Here is a 12391-nt window from a genome sequence, read left to right on the forward strand (position 1 = left end):
TATGGTTGTGGCCGCAGATGATTGTGCCGTTTTAGTTGGGATAGCAAGGTACTTTGAGTCATCGACCTATCCGCCACTTCAAGGCCCCGTGCATGATGTGGCAAGTGTGTACGAGTGGTTGATCAGCAAATCTGGCGGCGATGTGCCTGAAGCCAACATACGCAAGCTAGTGACTGACAAGGGGCTGTTTGATAATCCAAATCTGAAACCAGAAGACGTCGACCTAAGCGAATGGAAGCCGAGCCTCGCATCCATTACCTCGTCGGTTTTTAGCCTGATTTTTGACAGGCATAAGCGGTTTATCCGGCGACCGAACGGTCGTCTTTATCTCTATTTCTCAGGACATGGATTCACAAATGAGAAGGTCGGGAGCGGCGCCGCCCTGTTTACCGCGGAGGCTGGGGGAGATGACCACGCCAACCTTGGAGGAACTCTTTGTGCTGAGGCTCTCGCCAATATGCGTATCTTCGGGCAGATTGTCCTAATAATGGACTGCTGTCGTGACGAGTTAAGCGCATCGCCGTACGGCCGACTAAACTTGACCGATGCGGAGGCGGACGGCGCGCAGCGCGTGCCCAGGTTGGAGATATATGCCGGGCCGAAGGGTGCTAGAGCCCAGGAAGGCGCGTTGACACCAGATGGCCCAATCGCGGGCTACTTGACGAATGCCGTGCTCAGAGCGCTTCGAGAGATGCCTCCGAATGTTGTCGGCCAAATCTCCGCAAATCGACTGAATGATTACATTTCCTGGAATTGGAGCCGCTTGGTTCCTGATGGTACCGAGCCTCCAAAGCCGCGTATTCATCCGCCTTTTACTGACCAGACGGTCATGTACTTCCCCTCCGGCCGAGAGGAGCTCGTCGACCAAGAGTTCAGCGTCCCTGTTGATCGAAGTCCGGATTTCAAGGTGTGGCTACAGTCTATGGCGCCGAATTCGGAGTTACCGAGAAATGTAGGTATGTTTACCGACAAAATCGTCACATGGGTAGGCTCGGATCCTCCAATCGATATCGAACTATCGAAGCCAAACGATGCGGGACGGCAGACCTTCGCCCTGCGCCTTTTGGCCATTCCCCATGATTTGCAGATGAATGTGCCAGATCGAACAGCCCCATTGATATTCACCCCAGGAGGTGGCCGTGTCGACCTCTGACTCATCATTCGAGCCGATATCGGTTCACTTGACCATTACTTCAGAGGATGGAGCGTCTGAACTCCTGCTTTTGAATGGGGCATACAACCAGGTGGGGCAGGGCATCGGCTCACTCAGCGTCGATGTAGCTCCGGGTGCGTACCATGTCCGCCAGCGAATCGGAGATACGGAGTTCATTGAACAAATTGACATTGGGCCAGATGATGGCCCGAAGACGCTAACCTTCAAACCCCTCGACTTTCCGTCTCCAGCGCCCATCATCGGCACCTCGACATTTCCCAAGGTGAACGCCGAGGATTGGAAGAAACCGGCGGCGCTTGTGGGCAGAACTGGTATCCGTGTTGCCATCCGGACTCCCGGAGAAATGTCGTCCCCTTCCTCAATCTCCATGTTGGAGCATTTGCGGGCGGAGACGGAGCGCCTACGCATCGAAACCATGGACGGTCACCTTGTCTGTGACCTCAAAGACAGCTCAGAATCTGCAAACCTAGAGGAGTCCGCGCTATTCATTTGTGACCTAGCCGTTGAACCTGGCCATTACGTGCTGGTGCAGTCCATTGATGGCGAAAGGCAACAGTGTCTGTCGTTGATTGTTCACCCCCATTGGTCACCACGTATTTACCTTATCTGTCAGCGAAATCAAGAGGTCAAGGATAGCAATTCCTACCTACCAGTCAGCCTCGACGACGCATCTATAATTTATTGGTCCAGCGAGTCCCCGAAGAGTCCCTCTCAGCCAGACCTGATTCGCCTAGAGGCCGCGCGCCAAGCTCTGGCCAGCGATCGAAGCCTTGGCGGTTTTACCGGAGGGGGCGTGGAGAAAGCAGTTGTTCGCGAGCCTATGCTGTTGTTGCTTGATGCATACCTTCTACTGAAGGACATGCGCTTGTCCGAGGCTCCACAGGTTTTGACCGTCATCAATGCTGCTGCGGGCGCGCTTAGTGAGGAGTTTCCGGATGTCATCGCTTTGCGATACGGTTTCTGGACGGCTCTGCGGACTAAAGAGCGAAGCGAGGGAGCACCTAGCCTGGAGCCCCCAAAAAACCCAGGTCCGCTAAGCGGCCCTCCCTTGTTGGCACACAGTTGGCGTCTCCTACTGAGTTGTGCCAAAACTAATGCCGAACTATCAGCCATCATGCCCACAGAATTCTTTCCTATGGCTTCGCGCACTTGGTTCGTATGGTCTGAGAAGAAGGGGGCTCGTGGAAATAACGTATGGGCGCATCTTGGGTTACCGAGTGCAGTACAAGACGTTCAGGCGCCAGAGGAGGGCGATATCGCGTTACGTATCGCGCAAGTCGCCTTAGTTGCGCTAATGGAGACCGGTGCTGTTCAAGGCTGGGTGGGTCAACTTGTTAAGGTTGCGCGACGCCACTCGGGGTCGCCAGGTTTCGAGACGTTGGACCCTATGCTAATCCAGCTTATTGATGGTCTCTCGGCTATTCAGAATCCGCTTCTTCAGACCGCCTACGGTAGGGAAGAACTCGCCCGGCGTTTGCTCTTGAGCTTGAGCCTACCGACCGATAGGCTCAAGGACCTCCTGAATATGCTTACTACGGCTATTACAAAAGAGGGCCTGATGCGCGGGAAGACGTCTCAGTTGATTCGGGTGTTCAGTACTTACTTGTTGCAGAAGTTAGGGAAAAGTGACGGCGCACCGCCCATTGACTAACGCCTAAAATCACCTGGACCCAGTGGGTCGATTAGCAACATCTCTAAGGCATAGCGCAAGTGCATGGTCTATTGACTTAACTGTACAGTGCAGTTGATAAAATGGGCAGAGTATTAGTTTTTTGCTGTTTGCCCTGCGAAAAAATGGATTTTTTTGCCTCTGTTCGATTACTGCAACAGAACTCCTATACTAGCGGATAGGTAACCTCTCTGAGCTCCTCGATCGAGAGGAACCAACAAACTAAAGGTGACGCGATGGAAGGGCCAGAACGGTTGATTACTGAGCTCGTGTTAAAAGCCAGCTTGGCTATTGGCACCATTGTTTTGATCCTTGCCGTAAGGTTCCTCAGTCGGCGACACCCCGGGGATGTGAGAACGTTATGGTATTTCTTTTCTCTGTCGCATGTAATTTCGCTGATACTTTTCCTTTGGGGACTCTCTAGCAGAGCGTTTGAAAATGAAAGCTATGTTGGACCCGTCGGTTCGTTTCTTAAGCTCCTTCTAGATGAGACCGAAAATCTTGAGTTTAATCTGCTATTAATGTCGAGCGTAGTGGCGATTATAGTGTTGCCACAGCTGTTGAGCTACATCTTGAGTGCCGTGTCAGGATGTGCATCTGAATTCTGGTTGTTCCGCGCAGTCATCCCATTTTTAGTTTGGGGGTTGATTAAGTTTTTTGCGATATCGGCGGGGATTTGGTTCACTTTTGCTGTTTCAGATTATTGCCTTGGGATTTATCTCGGCCGGAAGGGTATGGGTATTCCGTTCGCGTTTGAGAATCTCGCAATTTCGTTTTCCATTCTAGTCATTTATAGAAGTTCAGAGCGTGTTGCCACTTTTGTAGTGCAGCGGTGCCCGGAAGGCCTCAAGCAGACTGCGCAGCGGATTCACATTTGGGCATCTAGAGCCAATAAAAAGGTTGGTAAAGTTGAGCAAAAGGGCAAGGTGTAGTGGTCCAGGCCAGCATCGCTCAACAAGCACAAGCATAAGTTCACAAGCAAGAGCGCCAGGAAACTCGGCAGCAGGTAAAAGTCTGAGACCCTATAATGTTGGCGTTGATGCGTTTTTGACCCATGTGTCCTGACCAGCTTAGGGGGCGGTTGCGACAGTTTTGCGTTTCCTCTCCAAGAGGTTACAAGCCGCGAAAAACGGGCCCCTTCCGAATTCTCTACATTCAGAATTAAAACTGTCGCAGGATGTTGGCGCTGATGCGACTTTGACCCAGGATGTTGATTTTGACTGACCCGTATTCAGCTTCTGAAATCCCGCGCAAGGCCATCGTTTACTGAGTATTCGGGTGGGTCAATGAATTCCAGCAGCCTGGGTCAAAGTCGCACCAGCGCCAACAGTCTACGAAACTAGGGGCGATTCAAACAATGCGGGCTGGCGGTCGAAAACGCCGTGCTCAACTACGGTGAACCCTTGGCCACGGCCGATGCGACACCGACCCTGAGCAAGGCCACCCTGACCGCGATTCAGATGAAGAAGATCAGCCTGGATGAGGCGATTGCCAAGAACGATCTGAAAATCGACGGCAATCGCCAGAAGCTCGACGAGTTCCTCGGCTTGCTCGACACCTTCCCGTTCTGGTTCAACATCGTCACGCCATAAGATCATGCAGGGGCAGTCAGGCGTGTGCCTGCTGCCCCTCGCGTACAACCTTCGCGAAAACGATCAAGGGCGATTGCTGCATTACATTTGGTTGGAACAGGCGGTTCAGGCCAGTAAGTCCTGTCACCTCCCTAAATCCAGTTGTCGTTTCCTATCGTCAATCGTTCTCTGTCTGTTAGTAAAGTTTTTACTTTAAACGTGGAATCAGAGCTTTCAGAGTTGAGCTGGACCCGGTAACTTATCATCAGTTTTACCTCCGGGCTGGGTGAGCTTTAAATTCCAACGGTACGCAAATGCTCTGTAAATCCATGGTGAGATCAACAATTGCAAACTCAAACAAAATAAAAATCCAAAAAATTTCACAGTGGTAAAAATTCCCAGTAATTCAGCCAGCTCAGCTTTTTGAGGGTCGGCAGTGCCAATATATAACACGCTCAGCAAGATAAAATTTTCGCCATAATCACTTAGTGCTGTGATGACAGGAGCTAGCAATAGCAGCCACAATAGCCAGCGCTTGTTAAGCGCTACCACCAAGCCGCACAAAAAGGTAGCGGTGTACATCAGCACGAAAAAGTTATCAAACACCAATCTCAACGTTTCTAACGAACCCCAGAAATTTCTACCTTCAACGTCAGTGATGCGCTGAGTAGCAAATGACTGACATTGTGACCAGGTCCAACACCATTCTGTACTGGTGTTATATGCTGTGGTGTCGAACACTATAAACAAAAAGCCTAATGCAATTGTTACCGTTGCTATTACCAAGAACCAGTCTACAAGCGAGTTTTTACGGTCTGGGAGCTTTGGCGTGTTGAGCAAAGCACCTAAAGTTCTGGTAAGCCATCCGTGAACTTTATTTTCTTTAGGGGGGGCGAGCGAAAATTCTGCTTGGGTTCTCGAAGGTAGCAGTTGAGCTATATCACTTTCGTTTAGGCACTGATCGCCAATAAATTTCCCAAGTTGTCTAAAGCTTTCAAATTGGCTTTCGTCAAAAAACTGATCGGCAGTGGTTTGGTGGGGGAATGTTGGGTTTTCAATAGCATAATTTAAAATATCCGCAGGTTCAGTCTTGGTGCTGGACAGGCTAGGTTTAATTAGAATTAGGGTGCCTTGGGTCTGAGCATCATAGCGAATAATACCTCGTACAAAGCCCTTTTCACAAAGTGCATCGTTATCCCCGCGAAATTCTCCAAGTTGAGGGAAGGAGATATCGACACCCAAATCTATTCTGCATTTTCGTACAGCATCAGCCAGGTCAGTCATTTCCCGTTTGCTATCCGCAGAAGCGTCTACGGCAAGTATCACAGAACAACGGCGACGAATAAGTTCGTATATTCCCAAATTATCGAAATGGCCGCCATCGGACAGGTAAACATATCGACTGCGCTCATCGCTGAGGCCCAAGAGCTCCTGCAGCAATGCGATCAGCCCAATTTTTGGGCTAGGTGAGCACCAGTTATCTCTCGCGGGGTTAGGGCTCCATCGACCCAAACGGATGTTGAACATGGTCAGGATGAACGCAAGCATTGGCAAACTGGCACGCCCCATGTTTGGGCTAACAGCAGCACCGGAAGTTGCCAAAGCCATCCCAAGGGTAAAGCCCTTTTCTTCCTGATCCTTCGCTGCATACTCTTCAGTGGGACGATAAGCCGGTTGGGTTGGAGCACGTTTGTTGAGCAGTGTCGAGTCGCCCTGAGTCCTTGCCAGAGAGTATCCGCAATACAACGGTGTGAATGTAAACGAAGCGGCTTTACGTTCTTGCCAGGCAAGGTTCGAGCCTTGAGTTATGTTCAGCGTAGCGTTGATGATATGAAACGGTAGCTGTGGCGGGGAATTACTTCCTTTTTCGCCATTGCCTAGGTAATGCAATGAAAAATCATCACCTTCATCTAACCCAACGAAAGGCTGTTCATTACGCTTTTTTTGGTTGCTTGCGCCGAGGTAACACCTAATAAGGCGATTTTTATACATGTTGTGTAGCGAAAATTTATTAATGTCCACTCGGCATGCAAACAACAAGGTAACAAGCAGTAGAGTGATTGTTGCGGCGCAAAGTACAGGGAGTCCCAAGGCGTGCACGCCGCTAGAGGTTAATAAATCAATATGGTGCACATTCGCTTGGAATAGCGACCAAACGGATGTATCACTTGCTGGAGCAGGTGGAGGCACGAGCGTATGATTGCTGGCATCTGCTGTTGCAAATAAAGCCTTTTGTGTAACTGCAGCAATGACAAACATTAGTCCGGTAACGAACACGCTAGCCGCTAGATTAAGCCATCGCTCAATGCGTGATATTTTTTTTGCTGAAGCGCTTTCGGGACGGCGCAGAAAAACTGAGGCCAGTAAGCTCCCAACCCAACCGGTACCCAATAGACTGAACCAGGTCGTCAAATTTTTTAGCAACCATTCGAATATGGGTAACGAGAAAAAGGTTAACGAAAACCATGCAGCCCAGCCGAAGGCGATCAATATCAGCCACGCATTCAGGCGGCTCCACCATTCACGGCTACGCTCGAAAAAAGTTCGGCCCACCATGCCAGTGTAGATGGTAGTGGTAACGCCCAAAGAAGCCAGAAAAATCGGTACGCCCAACGAAAGCAGAAGGACAAGATGTTCGGTTGGCCAAGGTTTGCCAGACAACAAAGGTATAGGCAGCATGACACTAGCAGCCGCCAACACTATTCCACCGGCAAACAATGCGACGATGCCCGCTATAAACAGAACAAACGCTTCACGGACAACCGCAAATGATCCCTTGCGTCTGAAAATTTCTACTGAAAACCAAACGAACAGGAGAAGCAGCAACAATACTCCCAAATACACGAGTGCAACTTCTGCCGTCCTTATGTCCTGTCCGGCCCTAGCCCACCATACGACTGCAAAAATCGAAGAGGTGAGCCCCGGCAATATAACTGTCGATACGACGCCAGTTGTCGATGTCGGCCAATTATGCCTCTTGTTAACTGGCAAACCCTGGTACCAGAGATTAGCGCCAATGCCGAAGATGAAAAATAGTCCTCCCCAGGCAGCGGCAACGCCAAACACATGAGGAAAGTGCAGGGCAAATGTAAACGCCTGCAGCAGGGCGTAAGGCAGGGTGAACAAAAACGCAAACAGCCCTAGTAATACAATCAGATTGAGAGTGACATTGCGTAACCATGTAGCAATCAGCGTTAGCGCATCCATCGATAGCAATCCCACTCGAGGTGCCAAGTAATTGCTGTAGCGCCTGAGCCATACGATCTCAGCCGGCTCTGCGGAGGTGGGAGCTCCTCCGTGACTGTCGGTACCCGTTTTGCCAAGGCATTCTTGAACTTTTGTTAGTCCATCACGATGGATCCACGCGGTTAGCCAACTACCGATATATCCACCACCTGAGACGGTCGATAGGTAGTCGAAGGACGCCAGTTTTCCGCGCTTTGCCAATGCCTGTAAAATACCAAGACAAAAGGTGGCGCTGCGGATACCTCCGCCAGAAAGCGCCAACCCTATAGTCTTTGTATTTTTACGCAGGGTCTGAGCATCAGTTGATTCAATTCCGTCGGTATAGAACGCTGAGCCTGGATTAGTCGATAGGGCAACGGCCTCGGCATTTAGTACAGACTCCAAGTCTAATGCTTCGACACGACTGCTAGAGGCCCTGAGGGTTGCAGCATTATTTTGGTTGTCCATAAAAATCCCTCGAAAAAACAACAACACGCTTCCGCGTCGAATTGACTTGTCAGGGGTGAAACATCCTGTACGTTTTTTTTCGCACGACAACTTGACCGAGGACTAAGTCGGTATTTGAAAACTGCTTCGAAAGACTATAGTAGTCAATTTTAGCTTTCGCCATGTGCTGACTATTGGGTGATGAAATTTTTTGAGCGGTTGTTTATTTCTGATTCTTCCATAATTAGACAGCAGCTCAATTGATATCGGTGGCTCAATATTGAAACACATCATTAGTCCGCCGCCACTTGCCAAGTGTGTTTGCTCATAGCCCTAACACTATTGGCACTCAGAGGTTAGTTCGCCCTACCTGGTGCAAGAGTCGGTAACCAATCTCATCGCGGGTAGCAAAGCATCCTGATCGACATTTGATCGCCAGGCTCAGTTGCCCTCTTTAGGCGAGCGATCCATTGATTGGGTCGATCGAGTTGCCACGGCTCTCTGAGGCGCGGTTGACTGCGAATAGACGCCGGCCACTTCGGCAAGTCGGCAGGCAAACTCGTGACTGGCATGGTTGGCAACGCCACCGGGTTTTTCATGCAAGTTGAAGCGCAAGTCTCTGACGGCCGAGTCCCGATGGTCCGGTGGGGCAATGAAATTAATTGGCAAGCGGATATAGGCCAGAGCCTCGCCGTGTTCGAAAATCCGGTCGATTTCCAGGCCACGGGTGTTTTCATCGCGCGGTGGATTGTCGGTGGTGAACCACCCGGTAACAGGTGACGAATTGAAAGCGATGACTTTGGTCACCCTGATGGGGTGGCCTGGTGATCGGGGAAGGGCATAGGCCAGTTGTTGCGCCAGGCCCCCTCCCAATGAGTGGCCAATGGCGGTGATGTTAGCCTTGGCCGGGATTTTGCCCTGTGCGATGCGAGTCTGAAGCTCGGCCTCGAATGCTTTGGCAACCTGAATTTTGGTTACATTGTATTGGTCCTCCCCTCTGAGCCGCGTGGGGATAAACCACCTCGCATTGGAAAACCAATCTTGCTTCTGATCTGCTTCCGTGCCTCTAAACACAATGGCCACTTCAGTAACTGTGGTTGGGTTATCACCGGTACGGTGCTCCCAAACGCTAAAGTAGAGTTTCGCCTGCTCGGCGAGGTCGGCCAGGTCTTTAGAAGGAAAGTTCGACCAGACATACCAATCGGGTGTGGGAATCAATTGGTTGCTGTAGTTAAGTTCACAGGCTTGGTGAAACCTGACATCCAAGGGCGTCTCGACCGCTTTGATGTTGACGCTCATCAGTTGACGGCTGTAGTCGGGCCATTTCAGATGATAGGAGTTGGCAGCCAGGGCCACGTACTCCCAGTACTCTTTAGCGTACTTGGTAAACCGGGGGGCGCCAATGGGATCGCCATAACTACGTTGATCGGGCTCGCGAACCAGCACCACATCGTTCTTTTGCCACCAGGAACTGCAACCTGCCTGCAGTACGACCACGATCATAAGTCCCGCTTTCACGCAGCTCATACCCGTTTCCTCATGCTATGGCCAAGTTCACTTTTTGAGGTATAGCAGGTCACTTTAGTATTGCACTTCCGAAAATTGCGAGGAACAGGTCGTACCTGTAACAAAACTTCATTAAGATAATAGCCAAGAAGTTTATTCAGTGATGGCAGCGTGCCTTGCATATTCCGCTCGGTCTGCTTCGCTGATTACTATTCAAATCGGAGTCTGCTGAATTCACCGCATGGATATACTATCTGGGTGAAGGACAAGATGCCGTTCGTAACATGTAAGCCCCCCCTGAAGAACTGGACAGTGAGTCCGCAAACAGAACAATGCCCTATGTGATTCACACAAGGGGTAGGGAGCCGCGTATGCGCCAGATATACCTGTTCCGGCTTTTTTTTGTGGCGATTATTTCTATCCTATTGTCACTTTCAGGCTGCTCTGCATGGCCTTCGCGTGACTTGCTGACTGGGCGACAGACGCGTGTCAAAACTATTCCACCGAGTTGTTTAAAAATACAACCAACTCCCGCAGTTCAGAGTAGCGCTGTTGTTGTTTTGCAAGCTGCGTTCAAACGTGTTCGCAGCGGTACACCGATGAGTTTTACCGGGCTGGAGCCTCGCGTCCAAATGGCAATGAAAGAGAAAGTGGGGACACCCATTTTGCATGCCGAACTGGAACCGTTGGTAGAGCCCGATACGCCCGGGGTGGACGCACCTTCGGCAAACAAACAGTTGCAGCAAGCGAAGGTGGCACTGGCGTTGAAAGATAACTCCCCGGTGGCAGCACGGGATAACTCGAACCTCAAGGCCGAGAGCGTCGCGCAGGAGTTGGCGAAACGTATTCCATGGCTTGTCGATGGTTCACAAGACTATGTAGTCCAGCAAAGCACAATGCCGGGCGCGGACCAGGCAGCAAGGGCCGGGCTCGACGTGATCAAACTCATGATCGATAAGAAAGCGACATTACTGGCCGTCAATACCGGTGAACGCAACACCACTTTCGGCCCGGATGATCAAGCGAGGATACGCCCATCGATGCAACAATTTGCCAGCTTCGAACCGTTTCGCTTGGTCACTTTGCTGACAGCCAGACGGATCATGGATGAATTGCAGGTTCCCCAACCAAAAGAGACCCCCAAGCTGATTGCCCTGGTGGCGACCTTCAATGCGTCGGTTTTTCTCGCGACGTACTTCGACGAATATTTTCGCGCCGGACAATTCGTTCAGGTTAGCGTCAATCAGAAATCGCTGGAAGATGACGTCATTCAGCAGTTCGAGAGCAAGCTGAAGACGCCCTTGTCAGATGGCGAAAAAAATAAGCTTCGTCAGGCCGTGGACAATGTTTGCAAGAGTCCACCGGACCACTGCACGGCCCTGCCTGCACTGGGTAGCGAAGGCTTCACCACGCTGTTCGGACAAAGTATTCAGTTTGGCGGTATTTCCGTCGCATTCGATGGTGCATCGCCAAAGGCACCCTGGAGACCTACGATCAGTACGCCTTCAGTCGGCGTGCTCGGACCACAACTGATGCAGGTGCTGGTCGAAGCTATGTTCGACGCTAACGGACAGCACCCACCGGGATTGAAGACCTCGACGGCCTGCGCGAAAAACCTGTTTCAGGTCGAAGATTCAGATGAGGCGCAATGCGTTGAAGCGAGCCAGGCCGACGCCAAATGGGAAAGAACCAATCGACTGGGTAATGCGACGCAGGCGCTGGTCACTGCGGGTGTAGGCACGCTGATCCGTGGCGCCAACGTTGGCGCATTGAACAATGAGGCGGTCGCCAACACGGTCGAAACCTTTGCCGGGGTCACGATGCGCAAGTCGGTTCAACAGGTGATGTGGTTCTGCAACGCGCCAACTTCCGTGAGTGTGGAGGTGCCGTGAAGTGGGAGAGAGAAGGGGTAGGGATCTATTTTTACACCGGATAAATCCGTCCCCAGTCTTGCACGATCGGCTTGAATCGAAGGCCGGTGGGCAGCAGTACCAATCCCGTGCGCTGGATTCATCTGGACAGAGAAATTGACTACAGTGCACTGAACAGGAAGTACTCATTCTTGCCGTTTCGGTAACGCGACTTCATAGAGTGGCAAGGGAATATTGACGTCGGTCGGAAAAGGGTCGGATTTGCGCACGCTGTCGATTGCAGCTCGCATGCCATTCATGTCGCTCTCGTTTAATACTTTCTGGGTTCCACCGGGGTCATTTCCGAAGAAATTTTCCCAGTGACCCAACAGTATTAGCTGGGGCTTAGTCAGATTCAGAAGTTCAGTTGGGTAGTTTTGCGTATTGTGCCATGAGCCAACGCTCAGTATTTCCACGTCAATACGCTTGGGAATCCTCACCTTCGGCGGAAATCCGCAGGGAGGGTTAGCGGCACTGTCCTGAAAATGAATGTGATACGCGACAGTCTTCCCGTTCAATCCTTCGTCACTTTTGCACTTGTCTTTCTCGCAGTCATCGAGTAGCTCAATCAGCCAAGCTAACGATTGGCCTTGCTTCCATTGGAAGACAGATGTCGGCACTTCAGTGAGTTCGGTAGATTGGGGGCCACTTGCGAAAGTATGCCCCAGGATGTGACTTGCGTGCATGCTCTGGATGGGTAATGCGCGAATACCCGATACGAGACTTAAGGGCGAAGGTGTCCACTTAAAGAATTCCCCCCTAGGCTTGCGCAGGAGGTGCTGTCAGTTTCATGCAGTTGGCTAATCAGTGGCAATTCAAGTAGGGGGGCAAGTGGAATGCAATTCCCTACTCTCCAAAAAAACCTTTTTTCCCGCATTAGATCGGGACT

General features: G+C 51.0%; 8 protein-coding genes. 5 read left to right on the forward strand and 3 right to left on the reverse strand.

What is annotated here, in order from left to right; translation table 11 throughout:
- Nucleotides 1–7: 7 nt before the first annotated feature.
- The 4 genes from ACNYC6_RS22345 (at nt 8) to ACNYC6_RS22360 (ending at nt 4435) form a co-directional block, all read left to right on the forward strand.
- Nucleotides 8–1153 carry a hypothetical protein gene (locus ACNYC6_RS22345; protein ID WP_419709191.1) on the forward strand — a complete coding sequence of 382 codons (1146 nt, stop codon included), beginning with the start codon at nt 8–10 and terminating at the stop codon, nt 1151–1153.
- Nucleotides 1140–2825, forward strand: a complete 1686-nt coding sequence (locus ACNYC6_RS22350; RefSeq protein WP_419709192.1) for a hypothetical protein — start codon at nt 1140–1142, stop codon at nt 2823–2825. Before ACNYC6_RS22345 ends, ACNYC6_RS22350 begins: the two co-directional genes overlap by 14 nt.
- 254 nt (nt 2826–3079) lie before the next feature.
- Nucleotides 3080–3775: a hypothetical protein gene (locus tag ACNYC6_RS22355; protein WP_419709193.1), complete on the forward strand. Its 696-nt coding sequence runs from the start codon at nt 3080–3082 to the stop codon at nt 3773–3775.
- Nucleotides 3776–4225: 450 nt separating this feature from the next.
- Nucleotides 4226–4435, forward strand: coding sequence for an alkyl sulfatase C-terminal domain-containing protein (locus tag ACNYC6_RS22360; protein ID WP_197622305.1), 210 nt, complete (start codon nt 4226–4228; stop codon nt 4433–4435).
- 213 nt (nt 4436–4648) lie between these two features.
- Here ACNYC6_RS22360 and ACNYC6_RS22365 read toward each other — a convergent pair whose 3' ends face one another.
- Both ACNYC6_RS22365 and ACNYC6_RS22370 read right to left on the reverse strand, forming a co-directional pair.
- Nucleotides 4649–8107, reverse strand: a complete 3459-nt coding sequence (locus tag ACNYC6_RS22365) for a hypothetical protein (protein ID WP_419709194.1) — start codon at nt 8105–8107, stop codon at nt 4649–4651.
- 420 nt (nt 8108–8527) lie between these two features.
- Nucleotides 8528–9613 carry a lipase family protein gene (locus ACNYC6_RS22370; protein ID WP_419709195.1) on the reverse strand — a complete coding sequence of 362 codons (1086 nt, stop codon included), beginning with the start codon at nt 9611–9613 and terminating at the stop codon, nt 8528–8530.
- A gap of 350 nt (nt 9614–9963) precedes the next feature.
- Here ACNYC6_RS22370 and ACNYC6_RS22375 point away from each other — a divergent pair, with 350 nt between their 5' ends.
- The gene (locus tag ACNYC6_RS22375) at nt 9964–11484 is read left to right on the forward strand and encodes a hypothetical protein (RefSeq protein ID WP_156428514.1); all 1521 of its coding nucleotides are present in this window, start codon (nt 9964–9966) and stop codon (nt 11482–11484) included.
- 164 nt (nt 11485–11648) lie between these two features.
- On the opposite strand, the gene ACNYC6_RS22380 is transcribed toward ACNYC6_RS22375, so the two are convergent.
- On the reverse strand, nt 11649–12188 hold the full coding sequence (locus tag ACNYC6_RS22380; protein WP_419709196.1) for a hypothetical protein: 540 nt from the start codon (nt 12186–12188) through the stop codon (nt 11649–11651).
- Nucleotides 12189–12391 lie beyond the last annotated feature (203 nt).

This window comes from Pseudomonas sp. NFX224 (assembly GCF_048565165.1).
In the GTDB taxonomy this organism is placed as follows: Bacteria; Pseudomonadota; Gammaproteobacteria; order Pseudomonadales; family Pseudomonadaceae; genus Aquipseudomonas.

Excerpts from the sequence above, each read along its gene's own strand:
- ACNYC6_RS22355 (WP_419709193.1), top strand. The coding sequence starts at position 3,080 with ATGGAAGGGCCAGAACGGTTGATTACTGAGCTCGTGTTAAAAGCCAGC.
- ACNYC6_RS22365 (WP_419709194.1), bottom strand. The coding sequence starts at position 8,107 with ATGGACAACCAAAATAATGCTGCAACCCTCAGGGCCTCTAGCAGTCGT.
- ACNYC6_RS22370 (WP_419709195.1), bottom strand. The coding sequence starts at position 9,613 with ATGAGCTGCGTGAAAGCGGGACTTATGATCGTGGTCGTACTGCAGGCA.
- ACNYC6_RS22375 (WP_156428514.1), top strand. The coding sequence starts at position 9,964 with ATGCGCCAGATATACCTGTTCCGGCTTTTTTTTGTGGCGATTATTTCT.
- ACNYC6_RS22380 (WP_419709196.1), bottom strand. The coding sequence starts at position 12,188 with ATGCACGCAAGTCACATCCTGGGGCATACTTTCGCAAGTGGCCCCCAA.